The organism is Cryobacterium luteum, from assembly GCF_900110125.1.
Classification (GTDB): Bacteria; Actinomycetota; Actinomycetes; order Actinomycetales; family Microbacteriaceae; genus Cryobacterium; species Cryobacterium luteum.
In genome coordinates this window covers 247,140-271,399 of record NZ_FOCN01000004.1, presented here as the reverse complement: position 1 = coordinate 271,399, position 24,260 = coordinate 247,140, and the positions used below count along the sequence as shown (strand labels likewise).

At 64.8% G+C, this 24,260-nt stretch carries 26 protein-coding genes and 1 tRNA gene; 7 read left to right on the top strand and 20 right to left on the bottom strand.

All coding sequences use genetic code 11. The features are described from left to right. Positions 1–318: 318 nt before the first annotated feature. Positions 319–1,224 (bottom strand): HNH endonuclease, encoded by a 906-nt coding sequence (locus tag BMW72_RS06945; protein ID WP_166787727.1) that lies wholly within the window; start codon positions 1,222–1,224, stop codon positions 319–321. A 460-nt stretch (positions 1,225–1,684) separates the two neighbouring features. Here BMW72_RS06945 and BMW72_RS18675 point away from each other — a divergent pair, with 460 nt between their 5' ends. Next, on the top strand, positions 1,685–1,996 hold the full coding sequence (locus tag BMW72_RS18675; protein WP_166787726.1) for a chondroitinase-B domain-containing protein: 312 nt from the start codon (positions 1,685–1,687) through the stop codon (positions 1,994–1,996). Beyond that, positions 1,930–2,592 (top strand): right-handed parallel beta-helix repeat-containing protein, encoded by a 663-nt coding sequence (locus BMW72_RS06940; RefSeq protein ID WP_166787725.1) that lies wholly within the window; start codon positions 1,930–1,932, stop codon positions 2,590–2,592. The genes BMW72_RS18675 and BMW72_RS06940 overlap by 67 nt, the downstream gene beginning before the upstream one ends. 66 nt (positions 2,593–2,658) lie before the next feature. Here the strand turns inward: BMW72_RS06940 and BMW72_RS06935 are convergent, their stop codons facing one another. The 7 genes from BMW72_RS06935 to BMW72_RS06905 all read right to left on the bottom strand — a co-directional run bounded on the left by BMW72_RS06935 (position 2,659) and on the right by BMW72_RS06905 (position 8,801). Next, entirely contained in the window at positions 2,659–3,174 is a 516-nt protein-coding gene (locus BMW72_RS06935) for a hypothetical protein (protein ID WP_134450372.1), read from the bottom strand. Then, the gene (locus tag BMW72_RS06930; RefSeq protein WP_134450371.1) at positions 3,171–4,130 is read right to left on the bottom strand and encodes a hypothetical protein; all 960 of its coding nucleotides are present in this window, start codon (positions 4,128–4,130) and stop codon (positions 3,171–3,173) included. The genes BMW72_RS06935 and BMW72_RS06930 overlap by 4 nt, the downstream gene beginning before the upstream one ends. A 304-nt stretch (positions 4,131–4,434) precedes the next feature. Beyond that, on the bottom strand, positions 4,435–5,640 hold the full coding sequence (locus BMW72_RS06925; RefSeq protein ID WP_092108605.1) for a tyrosine-type recombinase/integrase: 1,206 nt from the start codon (positions 5,638–5,640) through the stop codon (positions 4,435–4,437). Next, positions 5,633–5,827 (bottom strand): helix-turn-helix transcriptional regulator, encoded by a 195-nt coding sequence (locus BMW72_RS06920; protein ID WP_092108680.1) that lies wholly within the window; start codon positions 5,825–5,827, stop codon positions 5,633–5,635. The genes BMW72_RS06925 and BMW72_RS06920 overlap by 8 nt, the downstream gene beginning before the upstream one ends. A gap of 195 nt (positions 5,828–6,022) precedes the next feature. Next, a tRNA-Gln gene (locus BMW72_RS06915) sits at positions 6,023–6,094 on the bottom strand. 104 nt (positions 6,095–6,198) lie between these two features. Then, on the bottom strand, positions 6,199–7,722 hold the full coding sequence (gltX, locus tag BMW72_RS06910) for a glutamate--tRNA ligase (RefSeq protein WP_092108603.1): 1,524 nt from the start codon (positions 7,720–7,722) through the stop codon (positions 6,199–6,201). Between the two features lie 125 nt (positions 7,723–7,847). Beyond that, entirely contained in the window at positions 7,848–8,801 is a 954-nt protein-coding gene (locus BMW72_RS06905; protein ID WP_092108601.1) for a LysR family transcriptional regulator, read from the bottom strand. An 81-nt stretch (positions 8,802–8,882) separates the two neighbouring features. On the opposite strand from BMW72_RS06905, the gene BMW72_RS06900 reads away from it, so the two are divergent. After that, complete coding sequence (locus tag BMW72_RS06900) at positions 8,883–9,971, top strand: aminotransferase class V-fold PLP-dependent enzyme (RefSeq protein ID WP_092108599.1); 1,089 nt, start codon at positions 8,883–8,885, stop codon at positions 9,969–9,971. 60 nt (positions 9,972–10,031) lie between these two features. Here the strand turns inward: BMW72_RS06900 and BMW72_RS06895 are convergent, their stop codons facing one another. Beyond that, positions 10,032–11,063 (bottom strand): NADP-dependent oxidoreductase, encoded by a 1,032-nt coding sequence (locus BMW72_RS06895; protein WP_092108597.1) that lies wholly within the window; start codon positions 11,061–11,063, stop codon positions 10,032–10,034. Positions 11,064–11,164: 101 nt separating this feature from the next. Here BMW72_RS06895 and BMW72_RS06890 point away from each other — a divergent pair, with 101 nt between their 5' ends. Further along, positions 11,165–11,770, top strand: a complete 606-nt coding sequence (locus BMW72_RS06890) for a TetR/AcrR family transcriptional regulator (protein ID WP_092108595.1) — start codon at positions 11,165–11,167, stop codon at positions 11,768–11,770. 59 nt (positions 11,771–11,829) lie between these two features. Here BMW72_RS06890 and BMW72_RS06885 read toward each other — a convergent pair whose 3' ends face one another. Genes BMW72_RS06885 through BMW72_RS06875 form a run of 3 tightly spaced genes read right to left on the bottom strand, consistent with a single transcriptional unit; the run spans position 11,830 to position 14,754 of the window. Then, the gene (locus BMW72_RS06885; RefSeq protein WP_092108593.1) at positions 11,830–12,549 is read right to left on the bottom strand and encodes a fumarylacetoacetate hydrolase family protein; all 720 of its coding nucleotides are present in this window, start codon (positions 12,547–12,549) and stop codon (positions 11,830–11,832) included. A gap of 34 nt (positions 12,550–12,583) precedes the next feature. Next, a complete protein-coding gene (locus BMW72_RS06880; RefSeq protein WP_092108591.1) occupies positions 12,584–13,687 on the bottom strand; it encodes a branched-chain amino acid aminotransferase in 1,104 nt (367 codons plus the stop codon). Then, positions 13,684–14,754: a 3-isopropylmalate dehydrogenase gene (locus BMW72_RS06875; protein ID WP_092108589.1), complete on the bottom strand. Its 1,071-nt coding sequence runs from the start codon at positions 14,752–14,754 to the stop codon at positions 13,684–13,686. Before BMW72_RS06875 ends, BMW72_RS06880 begins: the two co-directional genes overlap by 4 nt. A 123-nt stretch (positions 14,755–14,877) precedes the next feature. On the opposite strand from BMW72_RS06875, the gene BMW72_RS06870 reads away from it, so the two are divergent. Beyond that, positions 14,878–15,129, top strand: a complete 252-nt coding sequence (locus tag BMW72_RS06870; RefSeq protein ID WP_092108587.1) for a DUF6458 family protein — start codon at positions 14,878–14,880, stop codon at positions 15,127–15,129. Here BMW72_RS06870 and BMW72_RS06865 read toward each other — a convergent pair whose 3' ends face one another. After that, positions 15,130–16,647 (bottom strand): MFS transporter, encoded by a 1,518-nt coding sequence (locus BMW72_RS06865; RefSeq protein ID WP_241983914.1) that lies wholly within the window; start codon positions 16,645–16,647, stop codon positions 15,130–15,132. A 220-nt stretch (positions 16,648–16,867) separates the two neighbouring features. On the opposite strand from BMW72_RS06865, the gene BMW72_RS19495 reads away from it, so the two are divergent. Next, the gene (locus BMW72_RS19495; RefSeq protein WP_134450370.1) at positions 16,868–17,431 is read left to right on the top strand and encodes a TetR/AcrR family transcriptional regulator; all 564 of its coding nucleotides are present in this window, start codon (positions 16,868–16,870) and stop codon (positions 17,429–17,431) included. A 71-nt stretch (positions 17,432–17,502) separates the two neighbouring features. Here the strand turns inward: BMW72_RS19495 and serA are convergent, their stop codons facing one another. Beyond that, positions 17,503–19,095, bottom strand: a complete 1,593-nt coding sequence (gene serA, locus BMW72_RS06855) for a phosphoglycerate dehydrogenase (RefSeq protein WP_092108583.1) — start codon at positions 19,093–19,095, stop codon at positions 17,503–17,505. Positions 19,096–19,181: 86 nt separating this feature from the next. Between serA and BMW72_RS06850 the strand changes: the two genes are divergently transcribed. Next, positions 19,182–19,577: a DoxX family protein gene (locus tag BMW72_RS06850; protein ID WP_092108581.1), complete on the top strand. Its 396-nt coding sequence runs from the start codon at positions 19,182–19,184 to the stop codon at positions 19,575–19,577. Here BMW72_RS06850 and BMW72_RS06845 read toward each other — a convergent pair. From BMW72_RS06845 to ilvN, 6 genes are all read right to left on the bottom strand, one after another. Further along, a complete protein-coding gene (locus BMW72_RS06845) occupies positions 19,574–19,945 on the bottom strand; it encodes a hypothetical protein (protein ID WP_134450369.1) in 372 nt (123 codons plus the stop codon). The genes BMW72_RS06850 and BMW72_RS06845 overlap by 4 nt on opposite strands. Continuing rightward, positions 19,942–20,457 carry a hypothetical protein gene (locus BMW72_RS06840; protein WP_092108576.1) on the bottom strand — a complete coding sequence of 172 codons (516 nt, stop codon included), beginning with the start codon at positions 20,455–20,457 and terminating at the stop codon, positions 19,942–19,944. Before BMW72_RS06840 ends, BMW72_RS06845 begins: the two co-directional genes overlap by 4 nt. A 30-nt stretch (positions 20,458–20,487) precedes the next feature. Then, positions 20,488–21,786, bottom strand: a complete 1,299-nt coding sequence (locus BMW72_RS06835) for an Nramp family divalent metal transporter (RefSeq protein ID WP_092108574.1) — start codon at positions 21,784–21,786, stop codon at positions 20,488–20,490. A 156-nt stretch (positions 21,787–21,942) separates the two neighbouring features. After that, complete coding sequence (locus BMW72_RS06830) at positions 21,943–22,599, bottom strand: DUF998 domain-containing protein (protein WP_134450368.1); 657 nt, start codon at positions 22,597–22,599, stop codon at positions 21,943–21,945. Positions 22,600–22,673: 74 nt separating this feature from the next. Continuing rightward, positions 22,674–23,702: a ketol-acid reductoisomerase gene (ilvC, locus tag BMW72_RS06825; RefSeq protein WP_092108570.1), complete on the bottom strand. Its 1,029-nt coding sequence runs from the start codon at positions 23,700–23,702 to the stop codon at positions 22,674–22,676. 48 nt (positions 23,703–23,750) lie between these two features. After that, positions 23,751–24,260: an acetolactate synthase small subunit gene (gene ilvN, locus BMW72_RS06820; protein WP_092108568.1), complete on the bottom strand. Its 510-nt coding sequence runs from the start codon at positions 24,258–24,260 to the stop codon at positions 23,751–23,753.

Here is a 24,260-nt window from a genome sequence, read left to right as displayed (position 1 = left end):
GCGGGTTGGAGCAAGCAGCGCACGAGTGGGACCTGATCGCGGCCTGCCACAACCTAATGAAGCTGCACACCTTGCAAACTAAGGCGCTTCTGGCCGCACCGGCCGCGCTGATAGCTCGGCCAGCAACCTAAAGAGCAGGGCGGAAGCGCCCTGCCGGCGGCGGGAGCAACCGCGCCTGCGCCGTCAACGCGACCGTGGCCCTCTTTTCGATCGGCACAACCACAATTCCCCCATTGGCTACCGGGCCAGCAACACCCAACCCACGCCGAGACATGGACCCGTATTCCGCGGTATCAAGCCGAAATAGGCGTTACTGACTCACGCTCCTAGGTTGCAGGACTGGCAGAGGGTCTGGAGATTTTCCGGCACTGTCCGGCCATCCAAGCTCACTGGGATGATGTGATCAACATGCAGGTTGGTAGTGCCGTCATTCGCGGACGCACCGCACATGCGGCAGCGGAAGCCGTCCCGTCGCAAGATCTTTGTTCGGAGTCCTGGCGTCATCAGGGTCCGCTCTCGCTGACGCAAAGCTGCAGTTGTCGACTGATTCGCTCGCGCCTTCTGCGCGACCGCGAGCGAATATCGGAGTTGTTCAAAGTTCCACTCGAGTCGGCTCGAGTAGGAGTTACGCCCCTGTGGGCTCGAGTACGTCATTCTCGTGCTGACATTCGCCGCTGGCACCGGGTCGTCGAGCTTCCTGTGCAAAAACTCTTTGCGTTCGATCGATGCGAATTTTTCAGCACTGACGCGCGGATGGCTACTCCGCCCAAGGAGCCCGTACTCAAGCGCCTCGAAATCGAAGCGATACATTGCGAAACGCGCCTGCGTCGCTAACCGCAGTTGGATCTCCTGCTCAAGCCACCCCTCCGACTCGAGGATACTCAGACTCATACGGGAGGCCAGATCGAGCCGATCGAACTTGGCCTTCGAGTCGACAGAAACCGCATAGTTGAGACGAATGGGAGTTTGCGGGATGACCTGCATCCGCCATCTTGAGTTCAGGTCATCGAGCTGTGCCAACGCTTGACTCGCGCTGCTGACAAACCGGCGTCGACTGAGCACCAATAGCCCCCAAGCAGCGGCGAGCGCGAGCCCTACAAGGACGACGAGCAATGCAGGCGTCACGAGGGATGTCGCGCTTTCTAACGAGATGGCGGCATCCCATGAATCGCGAGTTCCGGAACCGCCCCAGCTGTTCGCCTGCGCAATCGACTTGCTGATCATTCCCCCTTGCGCCCCATTCGTTTCCTGCCAGTGTATGGCGGTGGGCATAACGGCTGACGTCACTCTACCGCCCCGTGACTCGCGTACCGCTCGGCAGAGACGCCCGTGGCATCACACGGCTCGCCGAGCACACAGGAGTTCGCCTAGAACGGTTCCTAGGACGACAGTGCGGCCGGGGGAACACATTGCGCTCCTAGAGAGAAACCCATCCAGTCCGAAACTGGGTGAGGCCTCGACGAAGTTCAGCGCCGAAGCCGACAATCTCAAGGAGCAGCAACTTGCCCATTCGTCACTTCTGTACTTCGGTAATCGCAGTCACGGGCGCCGCCGCTCTTTTGGGGCGATTGCACCCCTGACTCCAGCTTCCGCGGCGGTACTGACCGCCACAGCTGAAACCAGTCCCGCACCGATATTGTTCGCTCAACCGACGCCCGAAGCGCCGCGGGCTACGATCACGATTGTGACCCCGGAGCTCAACCGATCGACCGTCACGGTCACGACGTCGGAGGAGCTGACCGCGGGGCTGGAGGCAGTCCAACCCGGTCAGAGCATCGCGCTGGCGGACGGAGTGTACACCAGCGACCAGTTCGAAGCCGCGGTGGACGGCACCGCATCCACTCCCATCACCCTGACCGGTTCGCGCGATGCGATCCTGACCACCGGTGCCGCGGCATCGGGCTCCACATCACCGGCGAACACTGGAAAGTGCTTGGCCTGTCCGTCACCAACTCGGGCAAGGGCATCGTGCTCGATGGACCGAATCACGCGCTGATCAGCGGGGTCGACGTCGGCAAGACTGGCACCGTTGGCGTGCACTTTAGCACCGGAAGCAGCGACGGCATCATCGAAAACTCTCACATTTACGACACAGGAACCGTCACCCCGGACTACGGCGAAGGCGTCTACCTCGGCAGCGCCAAGAGCAACTGGTCGAAGATCATGGGGTCGTCCAGGGTGATGGACCAATCCGACCGGATCATCGTGCGCAACAACCAGATCTCCAACACCTCAACCGAGGGAATCGACATCAAGGAAGGCACCACCGGCGGCCTCATCACCGGCAACCTCTTCACCAACGCCGGCTACTCCGGCGCCAACTACGGAGACTCCTGGGTCGACGTCAAGGGTAACGCGTACACGATTACCGGCAACAGCGGATCGGGCACCAAAACGGATGCCTTCCAAGTCCACTCGCAGCTCGATGGCTGGGGAATGGACAACACCTTCGCAGAAAACACCGTTCACGGCGGGGTCCCCGGATCTGAAGTCTGGTCGGAATCACCGTCGCTTGGAACAGTCATTAGCTCCAAGGTGTCCAAGGCCCGCAGCGGCCTTTCGAACGTCCCGGTAACGGAACAGCTTCGCTAAAAACATTGCCGGGCCTCGCCCTAAGGAACCGCAAGGCAAACCCCCGCTATTCTTTCAGCCCGAGTACTAAGAGCGCAGCTCCCGGTAGGCCGCGCCAGTGCGACGCAAGCACGTCAAAATCATCGCGAACAAATGAACCATTAAAGCAACCAGGCAACCCGACAGCCAAGGCTCAACGCCTAAATGAACCCCGAACATTGTCTGAGGCTCATTTGTTGCCGCAATGAGTGCTAACCCGGTTGCCGCCAGAGCAATAACGACGGAGTAGGTGACATTCGCAAATAGTTCATCGATCAGCCGCGGCAGCTGAATTGCAGTCTGGACGCGGGGATCGTTCGTAACCCTAAGCCGAAGCTCGAAGACAAATATCACTAACGCAAAGAGGAAGCCTGCCATCAGTGCGAGACCACCGACGATTTCCCCCAAGGCGCTGAGGCGGAGACCGTACAGCCACGTCGCAACGCCAATCAAAAGCGGCAGCACATACGACAGCAATATAGACGGCCAGAGAACGCGATGGGTGCGGTCATTTCTGAGCGTGCTGAAATGTGTAAGTGAAGATGCGCGAATTGCTGTGATCACCGTGGCTCCAGTCTGACTAACAGCGCTGTTGGGGACCATTGGCCGGTCAGCCACTGATCACTCCACGTGAAGCCCATGCGGTTGAAGTAGGTCTTGGCCTCATCCGCTGCTCTTCGTGCGAGGTCGATGTCCGTCAGTGACGGTTCTCCCTCATCGGTGACGACGACCCGAATGGACGGCTGCCGTTCCTTACCGAGGACGTAGGTCTTAGTCTGGTCCCCGTTGACCAGTTCCACAATGGTCTCGTCAGCATCTTGCCCATCGAATGCGAGAAATTCGCTGGACTTGATGCGTAGATTCCGGATTCCGTCCCAGAGAGCCCGAGGGAGGAAGCTGAATCCGGGACCAGGCTCCAACGTTTGCCGAACCACCCCTGCCTTGATCGGAATCGCGGTGGTCCCATCTGCAATATTCAAGGGTAGCGTGTATCTCACTGCGGTGACGGACTTCAGCCCGGCCGCGGCCGACCACGCGTCCGATTCGACGACGGTCTCGTCGGGGAAGAAGTGATCTGGGTAGGTCGAGAGCATTGCGCCCTTGAACAGGTCGATCAATTGAGTTCCGCCGGTTGCAGACCCTTGACGCTCAACAACGAACAAAGCAACTTCCGAACCCGGCGGAACCATGAAAAAAGTTCGTGTCATGGTTGTGGCCGACTCATTGTCCCCACGTACGTGCGAAACTTGGTGCGTATTTACGTCAATAGTCTGGCCAACTTCGCCGAACGGTCCGGACTCGGTTTTAACGAGCACGCTCCGACCCGACGCAACGATCGATTCGATCTTCGTGTAACGACCTTTGGCGTGATGAACCAGCTTGTCAGCGTCCAAGTTAGTCACTAGTCCGTGGAAAAGATGGAGCATGTCAGCGCCGTCCACATCCGTCACAGCACTGAGCTTGCTCTTCTTGTCGGGTTTGAACCTAATAGCCACTAGTCCGAGCGTGCGTCTGCTCACCGTACATCCCCCTGTTTCGAAATCCAATCTAAATAAATAGTGTCACGGCGGTGATCAGACGGCGACCAACCTTTAGGCAGTTTGACATTAGGGTCAGACGACGTCGGCCTACCAAGACGGTCGGCGACACCGCTGCACGGCGACAAGACTGACCGCCTCTAGGTGAAGCCCAGCGTCGCCACAGGCAACGTCATTTCGGTCGAAGCGTCATTGGGACCGACACGGTTTGAACACCCGCCCTCCCACGGGATGATGGTCAGCCCAGCTGCCCCTGCGGGCTCTCCGCTCCGCACCATTGAAGTGCTCAACCGCCGAGGACGGCGTCGAGGATCTCCGCCGTCACCGGGTCGACCATGTCGGCCGTGACCACGTAGCTGTTTCGGGTGGTCTGCTCGTTCGCGTGACCGAGCAGTCGGGAGGCCAGCGTGATGCCCGCCGCCCGCTCAATCAGCGTGGCGGCCGTGCGCCGATAAATGTGGGTCGTGTACTCGTCAACGTCGACACCCAGGTCAACAAGGTGTGTGCGCTCATCTTCGACGAACGCGCGCAGCAGTCGCTCGTAGTTGCTCACGCTCAACGAGCGACCGGTCTTGGTGGGAAACAGGAACGCCTCCGGATCCGCCTCGGAAAGGGCCAGCCGGCGCCGCACGGCCGCGGCGGCCATCGACGGCAGCGCGATGCTGCGCCGCTGCCGTGACCGCTTGGGCGAGTTCTTGCGGTGCGTTCCCTGCGCCTTGGTGCTGACGATCGTGCCGCTCACAATGAGGGTCGGCGGCAGCGTCGTCATGTCAACGTCACAGCGGCGCAGACCGATGCATTCACCGACGCGCAGCGAGGTTCCGATCATGATGTCCATTCCGTCGATCAGGGCACGATAGTTGGGCCGTGGGCCGTCGTCGCGGGTAATCCGCCACACCTGCATGCGCCCGCGGATGGCGGTGATTTGCGCGGGCGTAAGGGCGGATTCCTTGCGCGGTGACATCGGCAGGCGCTGTACGTCCCGCACAGGGTTCTGCATGAGAGCGTCGTCTCGAACGGCGTAGCCACACACGAGACTAAGCACCGCGCGCGCACGACGTGCTTTCGAGATCGTCTCTTCCTCCAGAATCCGCTGCAGAATGCGGTCGCAGCGACCGACGGTCAGGTGCTCGAGCCGTACTCCCCCGCAGCGCGGCACGATGATCACGCGGGCCGTGGTCTCATACGATTCGTAGGTCGAGTACGACAAGCTGCCAGCCTTGGCGCGGGTGAGCACCTGGGCCAGCCAGAGTTCTACTGCATCGGCGATCGTGCTCGACGGCGAGAGTGCCCCGCCGCCACCGGTGGCCATCGCCCTCGCTTGTCGATGGATCTCGGCGATGGCTTCGTCGCGGGTATCAGCCGTCACGGCATGGCGATGCCGGGTCCCACTGTCGTCACGGCTGGTGCCGCGGGCGCGGTATCGACCGCTCGCCAACTGTTGCACGTCGATTGAGCCCACTTCGCCAGCCGCGATCTGTGGCCTAGCCATGCCGGTGCTCGTGAACCCAGGTGAGCACGTCACGCACGTCGTATCGCACGAGCCGGCCGAGCTTTATATAGGGCGGCCCAGTCTGCGTCAGGCGCCAGTCCTCGAGCGTGCGCTCCGGCATTCGGAGCAGCTCAGCGAGTTCCCGCTGGGTGAGAAACGTGGGGGTGATTTGCGTCGTCGCGTCCATACACAACAGGTGCACCACGGGAGCCGTGAGCAGACCGATCAGGCCGGGACAGCCCCGTAAGGGGCCGGGCACAACGACGACCAAACAATCCCCGATAGGGTTTGTGGTGTAGTTTGTGGTAATTTGGCCCGTTTGGGCCTACTCGACAGGGTGGGCGATAAGTGATTTCGCCGCGGAATCCTGCGCCTTTTAGTGCTGGGGTACCTGGACTCGAACCAAGAACAAATGAACCAGAATCATCCGTGTTGCCAATTACACCATACCCCAATGCCTAATCCGAAGATCGGGCCGAGTAGTAGCCTAGCCCACTCGGGCCGGAGAGGCCAAACCGAGGTGTCCCCCGGCGAGTCGAAGCCCCTCCGGCCCCGCGATCACGCGGCCGCTACGACCGCGAGGGCCCGATCGAGGCGATCCAGGGTCTCGGCCTGTCCCAAAATCTCCATGGACTCAAATAGCGGCGGTGAGATCTTGCGGCCCGACAGCGCGACGCGCAACGGTCCGAAAGCGACGCGTGGCTTCAGCCCCAGTCCCTCGATGAGCGTGTCGGCGAGCAGCGCGTGCACCCGATCGGTGTTCCATTCCACTGACGGAATATGTTCGAGTGCGGTGCGCGAGGCGCCGAGAATGTCGGCGGCGTTCTGCGGGAGCGAGGCGAGGGCATCCGCTTCGAGAGTGAGGTCAGCGCCGGTCACGAAGAGAAAACCGAGCATGGCGGGTGCTTCGCCGAGCAGGGCGATGCGCTCCTGGATGAGCGGTGCGCCCTGAGCGAGCAGCGCCAGGTCTGCGTCGGTCGGCGTCTCGCCGAGCACGCCGGCCGACACCAGGTAGGGAATCAGGCGAGCGGCGAAGTCGGCTGCGTCGAGCTGACGAATGTGGTCGCCGTTGATCGATTCGGCCTTCTTGAGGTCGAAGCGGGCCGGGTTCGGGTTGACGTTCACGACGTCGAACGCGGCCGTGAACTCGTCGATCGAGAACACGTCGCGGTCGTGGGTGAGCGACCAGCCGAGCAGGGCGAGGTAGTTGAGCAGGCCCTCGGGGATGAATCCGTGGTCGCGGTGCAGAAACAGGTTCGCCTCGGCGTCGCGCTTGCTGAGCTTCTTGTTCTTGTCACCCATCACGTAGGGCAGGTGGCCGAAGCGGGGCACGAAGGTGGTCACGCCAATGTCGATGAGCGCGTGGTACAGCGCGATCTGGCGCGGGGTCGACGAGAGCAGATCCTCGCCGCGCAGCACGTGGGTGACGCCCATGAGCGCATCGTCGACGGGGTTGACGAACGGGTAGAGCGGATGCCCGTTCGGGCGCACCACCACAAAGTCACTGAACGAGCCGGCCGGAAAGGTGATCTCGCCGCGCACGAGGTCGACGAAGGAGAGCTCGGTGTCCGGTACCCGCAGGCGGAGCGCCGGGGACCGGCCCTCCGCGCGGTAGGCGGCCTTCTGCTCGTCGGTGAGGTCGCGTTCGAAGTTGTCGTAGCCCATTTTGGGGTCGCGGCCGAGGTCGCGGTTGCGGGTCTCGATCTCTTCGCCGGTGACGAAGCTCTCGTAGATGTGGCCGCTGGCCTTGAGCTGGTCGATGACACCGCGGTAGATGTCGTAGCGCTCGCTCTGGCGGTATGGCGCCTGGGGTCCACCGACGTCGACGCCCTCGTCCCAGTCCAGTTTCAGCCAGCGCATTGCCTCGACGAGCTGCAGAAAGCTCTCTTCGCTGTCGCGGGCGGCGTCGGTATCTTCGATGCGAAAGATCATCTTGCCACCGGTGTGCCGGGCGTAGGCCCAGTTGAACATGGCGGTACGAACGAGGCCCACGTGGGGGGTTCCGGTCGGCGAGGGGCAGAACCGCACGCGAACGTCGGATCCGGTGGCGGTGGAAAACGGGTGTGCAGTGGTATCAGACATTACTCACGATTCTAGTTGCGCGAGCCCTGCCCTACTTCTTTCCGGGCCCGGGCCCGGAAAATGGGCCCATGATCAATCGTGGTCCCGGTTCCGTAAGGTGGGCCCGAGATTCGGGCAGGCTCGACCTAGCCGACCTGCGCGATGGCGGCGATGGCGCGCAATGCCGCAGCCAGGGCGGGCACGCGCTCGGCCCGAGCCGCCGTCACGGCGTGCAGGGTGCGATGATCCTGCCCGGTTGTGGCGCGAATTGCGACGCCCGCGCGAACGCCGGCCGATTCGATCGCGAGCGCCGGCAGCAGTGCCACGCCGATGCCGGCCTCGACCAGGCCGAACACGGCGGCGACATTGTCGGTCTCATAGCTGATGCGTGGCGTGAATCCGCGGCGATCACACAGGTCGAGCAGGTGGCCGCGGCAGCGCGGGCAGCCGGCCACCCAATTCTCGTCGGCGAGGCCGCCCAGGTCGACTGGCGCACCGGTTTCGGGCTCAGCGCCGGCGAGCGGATGCCCGACCGGCAGCACGAGCATCATCTCGTCTCGCCGCAGGGTAGCCACCCGCAGCCCCTGCGCGCTCTCCCGGTGTGGATCCACCCGGTCTCCCGGGTAGCTGAACGTGATGGCCAGGTCGGCGCGGTTCTCGCGCACGGCTGCAACGGCTTCGGGTGGTTCGGCCTCGAGATAGGTGATGCTGATCTGCGCATGCTGCTGCTTCATGCGCGCCAGCAGGCTCGGCACGAGCGTAGCGGATGCCGACGGGAACGCCACCAGACGCACGAGCCCAGAACGCAACCCCTGCAGCTCGGCGATCTCCCCCGCCGCCGCATCGAGCGCGGTTTCCACGGTCACGGCGTGCCGGGCCAGCACGAGACCGGCCTCGGTGAGGCGAACGCCTCGTCCGACCCGCTCAACCACGGCGAGTCCGAGCCTCTGCTCGAGTCGTTTGAGCTGCTGGCTCACCGCCGGCTGGCTGTAGCCGAGGGCGGCTGCGGCGGCCGTGATGGAGCCGGTTTCGTGCACCGCCCGCACCACGCGCAGGGCAAGTGCGTCGAGGTCGGGGCCCTGGCCAGGGAGATGACTCATGCACCAATCATAACGGCGGCTTATGCGTTGCATCGAATACTGGCCATTGTCGCATGAATAGCCTCTGGCCAGACTGGAATCATGACTCCAGCACCGCTTCGCACCAGCAGCCCCGCTGTGAGCACCCTGACTCTCGCCGAAGCCCGTACCCGATATACCTCCGGTCGCGGTTACCTCGCTGCCTGCACCCTCGGGCTGCCGACGATCGACACAATCGCCGCGATGCGCGCCGACACAGAGGCCTGGGCGCGCGGTGAGTCCTGCGCCTCCCGCTACGGCGAGGTGGTCGAGCGGGTGCGCGCGGGATACGCCGACCTGGTCGGGGTCACGCCCGACCGCGTCGCGATCGGCTCGCAGACCTCGGTCATGGCGGGCTTGGTCGCGGCGAGCATTCCCGACGGCGCCGAAGTCGTGCTGCCGCGGGGTGACTTCAGCTCGATGGTGTTCCCGTTCCTCGCCCAGGCGCACCGCGGTGTGACCGTGCGGCAGGTAGACCTGGCAGACCTGGCCGCGAGCCTCACCGAGAACACCTGGCTCGTGGCGTTCTCGCTCGTGCAGTCCGCCACCGGAACCCTCGCCGACAGCGCCGCCATCCGGGCCGCCGCCCGTGCAACGAGCACCTTTACGCTGTGCGACACGACCCAGGCGGCGGGGTGGATGCCGGTGGACGCATCCGTTTTTGACGCCACCATCTGCCACAGCTACAAGTGGCTCGGCGCCCCGCGCGGAGTGGCCTTCTTCACCGTCTCCGACGCGTTCGCAGCGAAACTGCACCCGGTGTATGCCGGCTGGTACGCGGGAGACGACCTGTGGGCATCCTGTTACGGCCCCGAGATGGCGCTGGCCGCCGATGCCCGCCGCTTCGACGTGTCGCCGGCCTGGCCGGCCTGGGTCGGTGCCGAACCGGCCATCGACCTGTTCCGCAGCCTCGATCTGGCTGCGGTGGCCGCCCACAATGCGGGCCTCGGCGATGCCCTGTGCGACGGGCTCGGCCTGCCGCGACTCAGCCAGGCCATCATCAGCTGGCCGGATGCCGGTGGTCGCGACCTCGCACGCCTCACCGCCGCCGGCCTCACAGCTTCGGGTCGGGCCGGCCGCGCCCGCGTCGCATTTCACCTCTTCAACGACGAGGACGACGTGACCCTGGCTCTGAACGCGCTTCGTCCCTGACGCGAGCGGACGAGGAGTCCCCACAATCACCTCGGATGTCCGCGAGGTCGATGGTTCAGATCAGTTGACAACCAAATTGCCGGTGCGCACGATCATCTTGCCGGTGTTCTCGCCGCGCATGAGGCCGAGGAACGCGTCGACTGCGTTCTCGACGCCGTCGACGACTGTCTCGTCGAAGACGATCTGGCCGGATGCGAGCCAGTCCGCCATCTCAGCGGAGAATGCCGGGAGGTGCGACCAGAAGTTGCCGATGGTGAAGCCCGTGAGGGTCAGGCCGCGGGTGACGATGTTAGTCATGTTGTTCGGGCCGACCGGAGCATCCGTGCTGTTGTACAACGAGATCGCGCCGCACAGCGCCGCACGCCCGCCGTCGTTGAAGGAGGCCAAAGCTGCCTCGAGGTGCTCGCCGCCGACATTGTCGAAGTAGACATCGATTCCGTCGGGCGCTGCAACGGCCAGCTGATCCGTGATAGAGCCGTTCTTGTAGTTGAACGCGGCGTCAAAGCCGTACTTGCTCGTGAGCAGGGCCACCTTCTCGGGCGATCCGGCCGAGCCGATAACGCGCTTGGCGCCCTTGAGCCGGGCGATCTGTCCGACCATACTGCCGACGGCACCCGCTGCGCCGGAGACGAACACGGTGTCGCCTTCCTTGAGCCTGGCGACCTCGAGCAGGCCGACGTAAGCGGTCAGGGCGGTCATTCCGAGCACCCCGAGATAGGCGGAGAGCGCGACATCCGGAAGCTCGGGAACGACGCGGAATCCGGCGGCATCCTCCTGCACCAGGTCACGCCAGCCGTAAGCGTGGGTGACGACGTCGCCGACGGCGAACGCATCGGTAGCGGAGGCGACGACCCGGCCGACCGCCGCGCCGGTCATGGTCTCACCGAGCGCGAACGGCGGCACGTAGCTCTTCACGTCGTTCATCCGACCTCGCATGTACGGGTCAACGGATACGAATTCATTGGCGACGCGAACCTGGCCGGCCGTAAGCTCCGGCAGGTCGACGGTCACGGTGCGGAAGTCCGCATTCGTCGGCCAGCCGACGGGACGGTTCACGAGTTGGATCTGGGTGCTGACGGTGGATGAGGCCATGCTGGGCTCCTCTGCTAGTTTTAGAACGATCGTTTTACTATATATTGGACCAATCGGTACACAAAATTTGCCGATCGTCGAAGCGGATCCGAGGAGCGAACATGGGGCGGCTGCAAACCTTCGACAGCGGCGTGGTCGTGCAGGCTGCACGTGACCTGTTCTGGGATAAGGGGTATGACGGTGTATCCCTGGCTGAGCTGGAGTCGGCGACGGGCGTGGGCCGCTCCAGCCTCTACCACGCCTTCGGCAGTAAACGCGGGCTCTTTGACGCTGCGGTCTCCGACTATCTGCAGAGTGTTATTGGGCCTCGATTGGTCGGGCTGCGCGCGGGCGCAACGGATGCCTCGGCGCTGCTCGACTACTTCGACAGCCTCGCTCAGTCGACAGCCGCGCTGGCGGACGACTCGCCGCGTTCCGGATGCCTCCTGGTCAATTGCGCGGCCGGCCTCGGCGCCCACGACGACTCGGCTCGTACTGTCGTGGAAGGCTATCGCGCCGAACTGTCCGAGGCTCTGCGGCAGGCCCTCGCTGCCGTGTCATCCCACGCGGATGCCGCACCAGTGCGCATCGATGAGCGCGTGCGCACCCTGGCCTCCCTGTCGATGAGCGCGATGCTCGTCGCCCGGGTGAACCGGGATGAAGCGATCGCCCTGCTGAACACGGCGTCGAACCAGGTCAGGGCCTGGTTCCCCGACGCCATGGGCTGAGTCCCGCGGCCGGATCCGGCCCCGGATCTGTGTCTGGATCTGGGCACCCGCTGCGCGGGTCAGGCCGGGCGCACCACCGGGTTCACGAGCGTTCCGATTCCGGCGATCGACACCGTGACGGTGTCGCCGTCGACCACGTCGGCCGGGGTGTCCAGCGGTCCGGCCAGAATCACGTCGCCGGGCAGCAGGGTGGACACGCTCGAGGCGAACGCCACGAGTGCCGCAACGACGTCTTCGGTCGTCCGGTCGTCGTCGCCGAGCGAGAGAGCCTGAAATTCCTCATCGTTGATGAGCCCGCGCAGGGGCGACAAAGCCTCGTCGAACTCGGTCTCGACGACTGGGCCGAGCGGCAGGAATGTGTCAAAGGCCCCCGCTAACCCTGAAGCCAGGTCGGCCGCGGTCACGACCGTCGCGACCGTGTAGCCGAAGACGCGACCGAGGGCATCCGCTGCCGAGACGTTCTTGGCGATCTTGCCGATGACGATGGCGAGCTGGCCGTCGACTTCGACCCGCGAGGAGGCGGCCGGCAGCACGATGGCGTCGCCGGGGCCAACGACGGCGGTGTTGGGCCGAAGCACGAACGCCTCGGCCGACACCACTGCGACGATCTTCGAACGCGGAATCACCGGCGCGAGCAGCTTCACGTCGGCCAGGGCCACCCGGTCGCCGGTCGTGTCGAATCCGGCAAACATCGGGTCGTTTGTGAGCACGACCAGTTCGTCGCCGTCAACGATGCCGAACGCGATGGCGCCCTGGTAGCTGTAGCGTGCGATCTTCACGTGTCTCGATTCCCCCTATACAAGGCCAAAAGCTTCAGTCTAGGCGGGTGAGCCAGCCGTGCCGGTCGGGCACGCGCCCATACTGAATGTCGGTGAGTTCCTGGCGCAGCGACAGGGTGATCGCGCCGGCCGGGGCATCCGCTTCGCCGATCGTGAAGTCCCTGGCCTTCAGCTGGCCGATCGGAGTGACGACGGCGGCGGTTCCACAAGCGAAGACCTCGGTGATAGCACCCGATGCGACACCGTCACGCCACTCGCCCAGCGTCACGTCGCGCTCCTCAACGGTCATGCCGCGGTCGCGGGCGAGCTGCATGATGCTGTCGCGGGTGACGCCCTCGAGGATGGACCCGGTCAGGCGCGGCGTGACGATCGTGTCGGTGCCGTGCACGAAGAACACGTTCATGCCGCCCAGTTCGTCGATGTGGCTACCGGTTTCACCGTCGAGAAAGAGCACCTGGGCGCAGCCGTTCTCGTAGGCCTCCATTTGGGGCAGCAGGGACGCGGCGTAGTTGCCGCCGCACTTGGCGGCGCCCGTTCCGCCGCGGCCCGCGCGGGAGTATTCGGTCGACAGCCAGATCTTCACCGGGGCGACGCCATCGGCGAAGTAGGCGCCGGCCGGGCTCGCGATCACGTAGAAGCTCACCTTGTGGGCGGCGCGCACACCGAGAAAGCTCTCGTTGGCGATCATGAACGGCCGCAGGTACAAGCTGGTCTCCGGCGCGGACGGCACCCAATCGCCGTCGATGGCGATCATCTGCTTGACCGACTCGATGAAGTCTTCCACCGAGAGTTCGGGCAGCGCGAGGCGGTGCGCCGAGCGCTGCAGGCGCTGCGCGTTCTTCTCGGGCCGAAAGGTCCAGATGGAGTTGTCGGCGTGCCGGTAGGCCTTGAGGCCCTCGAAGATCTCCTGGCCGTAGTGCAGCACCGAGGAAGCGGGGTCGAGCAGCAGCGGGCCGTAGGGAGTGACGCGGGCGTCGTGCCAGCCGGCGTCGACCGACCAATCGATCGTGACCATGTGGTCGGTGAAATGCTTGCCGAACCCCGGGTCGGCGAGGATCTCGTCGCGTTCGGCTTCGGCGCGTGCTTCGGTCGACGGGGTCAGCGCGAAGCTCAGTGGAAATGTGTCGGTCTTGCTCATTTGAGTACCTTGTCTGTCAAAAGCGTCACGATGGCGTCCCCCACCTCAGCGGTGCTGCGTCGCACCGTCTCGGTGCGACGCGCCAGGTCGTCGGCCACGGCCTCGTTGACGCGAGTCGCGGCATCCGTCAGCCCGAGGTGATCGAGCAGCAGCGCCACCGAGAGGATGGCCGCGGTCGGGTCGGCGAGTTGCTGGCCGGCGATATCGGGCGCCGAGCCGTGTACCGGCTCGAACATGCTGGGAAAGCGACCCGTCGGGTTGATATTGCCGGAGGCCGCCAGGCCGATGCCGCCGCTGATTGCCGCCGCCAGGTCGGTGAGAATATCGCCAAAGAGGTTATCGGTGACGATCACGTCGAATCTACTCGGGTTCGTCACGAAGAAGATAGTCGCCGCGTCGACGTGCAGGTAATCCACCGCGACCAGGGGGTAGTCGGCGGCTACTTGGTTCACGATGCGCTGCCACAGGCTGCCGGCGAAGACGAGCACGTTGGTCTTGTGCACGAGCGTGAGCTGTTTGCGTTCGCGACCCTGAGCCACCTCGAAGGCGTACCGCACGACGCGTTCCACCCCGTAGGCGGTGTTGACCGAGACCTCGTTGGCGACCTCCTGCGGGGTGCCCCGGCGAATAGCGCCGCCGTTGCCGACGTAGGGGCCTTCGGTGCCCTCGCGCACGACGACGAAGTCGACCACGCCGGGAGCGGTGAGGGGGCTGGTGACGCCGGGGTAGATCGTGCAGGGACGCAGGTTGACGTAGTGGTCGAGCGCGAAGCGCAGGCCGAGCAGCAGTCCCCGCTCGATGTTGGCGCCTTTCAGGCGGGGATCGCCCGGAACGCCGCCGACGGCGCCCAGCAGAATAGCATCGTTCTGACTGATCGCCGCGAGGTCGGCATCTGTGAGCACGTCGCCGGTCTCGAGGAACCTCGCGGCACCGAGCTGAAAGGTGCTCGTCTCAATCGTGACCTCGTCACGGGCGGTTACGGCGCCGAGCACCTTCACAGCCTCAGCGACGACTTCCGGTCCAATCCCGTCTCCGGGAATGACAGCGAGTTTGATAGTACGAGACATGCGGCTCCGAACCAGTCAGCGAACACCTGAATTGCGTATAGTCAAACCTTACCTTTGTCGCTGAAGTGCCTAGGCTGGTCACCAGCGCATCACCACTGCACACCCAACGGAAAGAAGGACATCGTGAGTATCGGACTGGGAATCTTTCTGCTGGTGGTCGGCGCCATTCTGGTGTGGGCCCTCGACATCACGGTCACCGGAGTGGACCTGCAGCTCGTCGGTTACATTCTGCTCGCGGCCGGTGCCCTCGTGACGATCCTCGGCATCGTGCTGATGACACGTCGCCGCAACAGCGTGACCACCACACGCACCATCGCCGACCCGGTGAACGGCGAGCAGGTCACCCGTCGGGAGAACTCGATCGATGACCTGTAGCTAGCGGGCTCGGCGCAGCGCGACCAGCGCCACGACGGCCGCTCCGAGCACAAGGGCCACGCCGATCCAGGCGGTGAGGCCGACACCGCTGTCAAAAGCGTGCCGCGCCGAATCGAGCAGCTGCTCGGCCACCCCGGCGGGCAGCTGCTCGGCCACCCCGGCGGGCAGCTGCTCGGCCACGGCCACTGCTCCGCCGAGGGTCTCCCCCGCCGCCAGCCGTTCGGCGGTGGTCAGCCCCTCCGGCAGCAGCACGGCCGCGCGATACGACACGGTCAGGATCGTGCCAAGAACGGCCGTTCCGAGCACCGCGCCCAGTTCGTAGGCCGTCTCCGACACAGCGGATGCCGCGCCCGCCTTATCGGCCGGCGCCGTCGCCACGATCAGCTCGTTCGAGACGGTCTCGGCCGCACCGATTCCGATGCCGAGCAGAACGAAGGCCACGCCGATCCAGAAGGCGTCGATCTGCCCTCCGCGCAGGGCGATCGACGCGAACCCGGCGACCGACACCAGCAGGGCCGCCGGCACCACCCGTGACGGCCGCACCCGGCGGGCGATCGGCACGATCAGCAGTCCGGCCACGATCATCGCGGCCAGGCCGGGAACGAGCACGAGTCCGGCCGACAGCGGCGAGAGTCCGAGCACGAGTTGCAGGTGCTGGGAGATGAAGAACAGGCACCCGACGAGCGCCGTCACGCTGAGCAGGTTGACACCGACGGCGCCACTGAAGGCGCCGCGCCGGAACAGACCCATGTCGAGCATGGGGTTCGGCACCCGCACCTGCCGGCGCACAAACCACACGCCGAGGCCCAGCCCGAGCACGATCGGGGCCAGGGAAAGCCAGGAGACACCGTGCTCGGCGATGCTCTTGATGCCGTAGACGATCGGGAGCATGGTGCCGAGTGAGAGGGCGATGCTGAGAAAGTCAATGCGCCCGGGATGCGGGTCACGCGACTCCGTGACGAGAATGGGCGCCAGTACGAGCAGCGGCAACAGAACGGGAACGGCGAGCAAAAATACCGATCCCCAGGCGAAATGCTCGAGCAGGATGCCGCCGACGACCGGCCCGAGGGCGCTGCCGGCCGCGAATCCGGTGGCCCAGATCGCGATGGCGAGGCGCCGCTGGTCTCGGTCGACGAAGGTCGAGCGCAGCAGCGACAGGGTCGACGGCATCAGCATCGCGCCGAAGAATCCGAGTGCCGCCCTGGCAATGATGAGACCCTCGATGCTCGGGGAAAACGCCGCGAATACCGAGACCACACCGAAACCGGCCGAGCCGATCAGCAACAGGCGACGACGCCCGATGCGGTCGCCGAGGCTGCCCATCGCCACGAGCAGTCCGGCCAGCACGAGCGGATAGATGTCGACCATCCAGAGCAGCTGCACGCCGGTCGGCAGGGTGGCCGTCGAGATCGCCGGCAGGGCAAAGTTGAGCACGGTGTTGTCGATCGAGACGAGCAGCACCGGCAGCATCAGCACGGCCAGCGCCCACCAGCGGCGTCGGTCGTGCTGCCCCAGCAGAGCGGATGCCGCTCCCCCGCCCGCCTGCTCGGCAGCACGGGTCAGGTCAATGGGTTGGGTGGGAGCAGCGGGGGCAGACACGATCTCGTTCACTTTCCGGGTTCATTCTCGACCGCCATCGGCGGAGCAACAGAATCGACTGTACCGGCTAGACGGTATAGTTGTCTAGTCCGCTTGTCATGTTCAACCGACAGTCTGCGTGTTCGTTACCATGGCCCCTATGTCGAAAAATGCCGCCGCGCCTTCCGTTCCCACCCGGGATCGGCTGCTCGACGCATTCGAGGAGCTGCTGGTCGAGGGCGGCGAACGCTCGGCCACTCTCGATGCCGTCGCGGCGGCGGCCGCGGTGTCCAAGGGCGGATTGCTCTATCACTTCGCCTCGAAGGACGCCCTGGTCGGTGGCCTGCTGGCTCGTCTGGATGCGCTCGCCCTCGAAGACGCCGAGAACATTCGCACCGCCCCGGCCGGCGCGGTCGATTACCTCATTCGCACGTCGGTGCATACCGGCAGCCCGCTAGATCGAGCCTACATCGCCGGCTCCCGACTCGCCCAGGGGCGGGACCCCCGGGCCGTGCAGGTACTCACCGAGATTCGTCGACGCTGGCTTTCGGTGATCGAAGACGCCGTGCACGACGCTGACGTGGCCCAGGCGATCATGTTGATCAGTGACGGTCTCTACGTCAACAGCTCACTCGCCGAGAACGAGCTCGCACCGCAAAACCACACCGATGCCGCGATGACACGGCTGATCGCCCTGATCGGACGTCTCCTGCCGCACGAATAACGCTGCCCGGGTAGAAAAAACGAGTGGGCGCCTGCACTGCAGGCGCCCACTCGCATCCGTTCTGACGGAACCTACTCAGTGAGGTCGATCTCCACCATGATCTCGGCGTCGATCGCGCTGCGCACCGAGGCGAGCAAACCGGCTGGAACCTCGGTGTCTACGGTCAGCACGCTCAGTGCCTTGCCGCCGGCCACGTGGCGGGCGATCTGCATGCCCGCGATGTTGATGTTGGCCTCACCGAATTCGCGGCCGTAAACGGCGACGATTCCGGGGCGGTCGGTGTAGAGCATGACGATGAGGTTCTTGGCGAACTGAACCTCAACGTCGTAGCCGTTGATCTCGACGATCTTCTCGATCTGTTTGGTGCCGGTGAGGGTACCCGAGACGGAGACCTGCGAACCGTCGGCGAGGGCGCCGCGCAGGGTGATCACGTTGCGGTACTCGGGCGATTCAGCGTCGGTGAGCATGCGCACGGCGACGCCGCGCTGCTCGGCCAGCAGCGGTGCGTTGACGTACGAGACGGTTTCGCTGACGACGTTCGTGAAGATGCCCTTGAGCGCGGCGAGCTTGAGCACACTGACGTCGAACTCGACCAGTTCGCCGCGCACTTCGATGTCCACGCTCGTGAGCGGGCTGTGCGCGGCAAGGCCGGAGAACACCTGGCCGAGCTTTTCCACCAGCGGGATGCCGGGACGCACGTACGGGTCGATGACGCCGCCGGCCACGTTGACCGCGTCGGGAACGAGCTCGCCGGAGAGCGCGAGGCGCACGGACTTGGCCACGGAGACGCCGGCCTTCTCCTGGGCTTCGTCGGTCGATGCCCCCAGGTGCGGGGTCGTGATGATGTTGTCGAGGCCGAGCAGCGGCGAACCGGTCGGCGGTTCGCTTACGAAAACGTCGAGGCCGGCGCCGGCGATCGTGCCGGCGAGGAGGGCCTCGTGCAGCGCCTCTTCGTCGATGAGTCCGCCGCGTGCGACGTTGACGACGAAGGCGGTCGGCTTCATCAGCTTGAGCTGCGCGGCACCGATCATGCCGGTGGTCTCCGGGGTCTTCGGCATGTGGATCGTGACAAAGTCGGACTGCGCGAGCAGTTCGTCGAGGCTGACCGGGGTCACGCCGAGCTGCTGGGCGCGGGCGGAGGTGATGTAGGGGTCGTAGGCGATGACGTTGGTGCCGAAGGCCTGCATGCGCGCGGTGATGAGCGCACCGATGCGACCGAGGCCGATGATGCCGATGGTCTTCTCGTAGAGTTCGACGCCGGTGTACTTGGAGCGCTTCCACTGTCCGTCGGCGAGGGCGCCGGAAGCGGCCGGAATGTGACGGGCCAGGCTCAGGATGTGACCAACGGTCAGCTCGGCGGCCGAGATGATGTTGGAAGTGGGCGCGTTGACGACCATGACACCGGCCGCGGTGGCGGCTTTGATGTCAACGTTGTCGAGGCCGACGCCCGCACGGGCGATGACCTTCAGGTGCGGCGCAGCCTTGATGGCTTCGGCATCCATCTTGGTGGCTGAACGCACCAAAACGGCCTGCGCGGTGGCAAGCTCGGCGAACAGCGCGGAGCGATCCGTGCCGTCGACGTGGTGAATGTCAAAATCGGGGCCGAGGGCATCGACGGTGGCGGGGGAAAGTTCTTCGGCGATCAGGACGACGGGTTTCGACAATAAAATCGGATCCTTAGATTGCATTTGTCGGTGGCGCGACAAAGGGCGCTACTCGGCTTCCACCCTACCGGCTGCACAATAGACCAATGAGCAACGACATAATAGGCGGACTCCAGCTGGTGCTGCGAATAGTTCTGGCACTGGTCTTCATCGGGGCCGGTATCACCCACTTTCTGCCGTCGGTGCAACGCACCATGGCGGCGATGATCCCACCGCGGCTGCGCCGGAGCGGCCTGGCCAGCCCGATCAATCTCGTGCTGTTCACGGGGGTGTGCGAGGTGGCCGGCGGGCTCGGGCTGCTCTATCCGCCGACCATGGTGGTTGCGGCCGGCGCGCTCGTGCTGTTTCTGGCGGCGGTGTTTCCCGCCAACGCTTATGCGGCGCGGCACCCGAAACGGTTCGGGCGAGTGGCGATCCCATTCGTTCCCCGACTGATCGCCCAGCTGGTCTTGATGGGCCTGATTGTGGTGGCTGTACTCTAGACGATCAGTCTGGCGAGGCTGAACACCGCGGTGATGTCGAGCGACACGGCGGCCACCGTGCAGAGCCCGACGAACAGGGTGAGGGCCTGCACCCCGAAGGCGCGGCCCCGGCCAAGCCAATAGGTGAGGGCGTAGACCAGCACCGGCAGGATTACCGCGAAGATGAGCACGGTCCAGCCGAATCCGCTCAGCTTGGTGTCGAGGGACTGCGCCAGCCCGTTGAGCCCGACCAGGTTGCCGACGGCTTCCCAGACGTCGTAGGCGTAGAACAGCCCGAAGAAGGCAGCGATAGCGAACATGAGCCATCGTGGTGGTCGGCGTCGGGTCACAGTGGTGCTGTCCTGCTCGTTTCCGTGTGTGTCGCTCATGCGAGTGTCCCCGTTCCCAGGATGAACGGCAGCGGGGCGAGCACGAGGACGCCGATCAGTAGCCAGGCGCGGCGGGCGCGCGGACTGCCCGTGGTGAGCCAATAGGTCGCGCCGAACCAGGCCAATGGTGCGGCCACGGCCAGCCAGGCACCGAGCGAGAACATGAATTCGGCCACGGGGTCGCTGATGGGTTTCTCGATGCGTGCGACGCCGATGAACCAGCCGACCGTGTAGAGCAGGTACATGCCGGCGAGGATCCCCATGCCGACCAGGGCTGCCGAACTCGCTGCCGCGCTGTCGGGCTGCGCAGTGACATCGGCCCCGTCTGGTTCGGGGCTGGCGGCATCCGTTGTGCTGGGGACAGCGGTCGGGTGCGCGGCACCCTGCGGAATGGTCCACCCTGCCGGCAGCGCGGACGGTTCGGTCCTCGCCGGATCGGTGCTTCCGTTCTGCAGCGTCGGGTCGTCGTCACCGGCCCAGTTCAGTGCGTCTTCGTCGCGTGTCGGATTCATTTTTCCAGAGTATCCGGTTACGGGCTGAGGCTAGCCGAACAGCGGCTTGACCGCCGTGATCAGTTGCTGCACGCCCAGAATGATGAAGAGTAGGGCGCAGATGCCGAGGGCGATGTTGGTGAACCACCGGTTGCGCCATTCCTGCGGAATGCGCTTGCCGTTCAGCAGGCCCAGCAGAGTGATGGCGAGGAATGGCATGAACAGCGAGCCGAGTACGCCGTAGGCGAGGATCAGCCCGATCGGCGAGCCGAGCAGGAACAGGATCATCGGCGGAAAGGTGAGCCACAACAGGTAGAACTTGAAGTACTTGCCGCCGACCAGGGTGTCGCGGTGACCGGACTTCTTGCCGCGCATGTTGCCCCAGAAATCGGCGAACATGAGACTCACACCGTTCCACACGCCGATGATCGACGAGAAGGATGCCGCCCAGAAGCCCACCAGGAAGCCCGTGCCGACCACGACTCCGTACTTCTCGTTGAGCACCGTCGAGAGGTCGAGCAGGCCCTTGTCGCCGGCGCTCAGGGTGATGCCGGCGGCGGCGACCACCTCGGCACCGACGATGAGCATGGCGATGACGAAGATGCCGGTCATGACGTAGGCCATGCGGTTGTCGATGCGCATGACTTTCATCCAGCGCGGAGTTGACCAGCCCTTTTCGCGCAGCCAATAGCCGTAGGCGGCCAGGGTGATGGTGCCGCCGACACCGCCGGCCAGGGCGAGCGTGTAAAGCACACCGCCCTCGGGAATGATCGGCACGAGGCCGCGCAGCATGGCCGGAAAATTCGGCACGGCGATGACGGCGAGACCGACCACCGTGATGAACATGATGCCCACCAATACCGCCGTGATCTTCTCGAAGATGGCATAGCGGCCGAACCAGACCATGGTGAGCCCGGCGAGGCCCATGAGTACGGCCCAAACCGGCAGCGGAAGGACCGGGAACAGTGCCGCGAGCGGCAGGGCGGCCGAGGACATGGCGGTGGCACCATAGACGAAGCCCCACAGCATGATGTACGGGCCGAAGTACCAGGTGGTCCACTTGCCGAGCGACCGCCAGCCCTCAAAAATGGTCTTGCCGGTGGCGAGGGTGTATCGGCCGGCGCCCTCGACCAGCACGATCTTGAGGATCACACCGAGGATGACCGCCCAGAGCAGGGCGTAGCCGTAGCGGGAGCCGGCCACCAGGGTCGCGACCATATCGGCCGCTCCCACGCCGGTGGCGGCCACGACGAGGCCGGGGCCCACGATCTTCCACTTGGGGAGTTTTCCATCCTCGAGGTCGACCGGTGCTACCAGCTTCGAATCGTCGAGGTTTCTGCCTGAGGTCATGGTGGTGCCGGCCTTACGCGTGTGGAGCGGGCGGCCCCACCGGCATCGTTCTCGAGACGACCAGTGGCGAAGCTGTGCGTCGGTGCACAGGACCAGGTGAACCGGTGGTTACACCGGGTATTGCTCGACTCTACCGGGTTGGGGCAGACTCTTCGTCTACTGCAGACGACGGATGCCGACGCTGACCGAGAACGTCCACCCCAGAATGCCCGCCAGGGCGGCGCGTTCGGCGAGACCGACGACGCCGGGCAACCACGCATTCGCGGCGACAACCAGCAGCAGCCCAGCCAGGGTGAGCGCCGCGAACGCTATCGCCCACGGCGCCGCCCGTGGCAGCACGCGGCGAATCCGCAGCCAGATGGTCAGCAGCAGAATCGCGGCGAGGGCGGTGAGGAAGCCGAAGGAAGCCACGGCGAGATGGATGGCACCGCTCAGAGTCGAAGTCTGCAGGGTGCTCGTGTGTTCTGCGCTGACGTCGGTGGGAAAGAAGGCGAGCACCGCCGAGCTGGCTCCCCCGAGGAGCAACAGCCCGAGGCCGGTGCCGAGCAGCGGGTCCTTGCGGCCAAACGCCGGTGTCGGCGCCGCCCCGGCGAGTGCGACGACGACGGCGACGCAGAATACCGCCCGGCCCAGAAAGTTGAGGTTCATCACCCAGCCGTACGGGCCGACGGCGAGGTTGCTCTCGGCGTCGCTGATCGGGCTGTAGTGCGGCGGCAGAAACTGCAGTACCACGTCGATGAGCACGTAGAGCACGACGCCGACCATCGCAGCCGTGGCGCTCCACCGGCGCAGGTTCATGCCGTGCGCTGTCATGATCACCGGTCCTGGGGAAAAAATGAAGGGGTCCCCGCGAACGAGGGCCCCTTCACTGATTTAAACGGATGCCGCTAGCGCGAGACCGAGCCGTCGGTGTAGTCGTCGTCGTTCGAGGCGTTCCACGCGAAGAGTTTGCGCAGGCTGCGGCCGGTGGCCTCAATTGGGTGCTCTTCGCCCTTCTTGCGGAGGGCGAGGAACTCCACGCCGCCGTTGTCCTGGTCGGCGATGAAACGCTCGGCGAACGCGCCACTCTGGATGTCAGCGAGAACGGCCTTCATGTTCTCCTTGACGCTCGGGTCGATGACGCGCGGTCCCGAGACGTAGTCGCCGTACTCGGCGGTGTCGGAGACGCTCCAACGCTGCTTGGCGATGCCGCCCTCCCACATGAGGTCGACGATGAGCTTGAGCTCGTGCAGCACCTCGAAGTAGGCGACCTGCGGCTGGTAACCGGCCTCGGTGAGCACCTCGAAGCCGTACTGGATCAGCTGCGAGGTACCACCGCAGAGCACGGCCTGCTCGCCGAACAGGTCCGTTTCGGTCTCTTCGGTGAAGGTGGTCTTGATGCCGGCGGCACGCAGGCCGCCGATCGCCTTGGCGTAGCTCAGGGTGAGCGGCCAGGCCTTACCCGACGCGTCCTTCTCCACGGCAACAATCACGGGAACACCGCGACCGGCTTCGAATTCGCGGCGCACGGTGTGCCCGGGGCCCTTGGGCGCGACCATGACGACGTCGACGCCGTCGGGCGCCGTGATGTAACCGAAACGGATATTGAAGCCGTGGCCGAAGACGAGCGCCTTGCCGGCGGACAGGTTCGGAAGCACGTCGTCCTTGTACAGGTGACGCTGCACCTGGTCGGGCGCGAGGATGACGATGACGTCAGCCCAGGCTGCGGCATCCGCTGTGGACAGCACGGTGAAGCCGGCTTCTTCGGCCTTGGCCTTGCTCTTGGAGCCGTCCTTCAGGCCGATCTTGACCTCCACGCCGGAGTCGCGCAGGTTCTGAGCGTGGGCATGACCCTGCGAGCCGTAGCCGATGACGGCCACCTTCTTGCCCTGAATGATCGACAGGTCGGCGTCTTTGTCGTAGAAAATCTCAGACAATGTGTTTCTCTCCTCGTGGATTGATTGTTAGAAAAAAGCTGAAAAACGTTAGTTTTTGAAGACTCGTTCGGTGATGGACTTGGAGCCGCGGCCGATGGCGAGCAGACCCGACTGGGCGAGCTCGCGAATGCCGAACGGTTCGAGTACCCGCAGCAGCGCCTGGGTCTTGCCGCTGTCGCCGGTGACCTCGATGACGACCGCATCGGTGGCCACGTCGACGACGCGGGCGCGAAACAGGTTGACCGCTTCGAGCACCTGAGACCGGGTCGTGTTGTCGACCTTGACCTTGATCAGCAGGTGTTCGCGCTGCACCGACTGGGCCGGATCGAGCTCGACGATCTTGATGACGTTGATCAGTTTGTTGAGCTGCTTGGTCACCTGCTCGAGCGGCACGTCTTCAACGTCGACGAGAATTGTGATGCGGGACAGGCCGGGGATCTCGCTGTGGCCAACGGCCAGGCTTTCAATGTTGAAGCCGCGGCGCGCGAACAGGCCGGCGACGCGCGTGAGCAGGCCCGGCTTGTCCTCGACGAGCAGACTCAGAACGTGGCTCGTCAC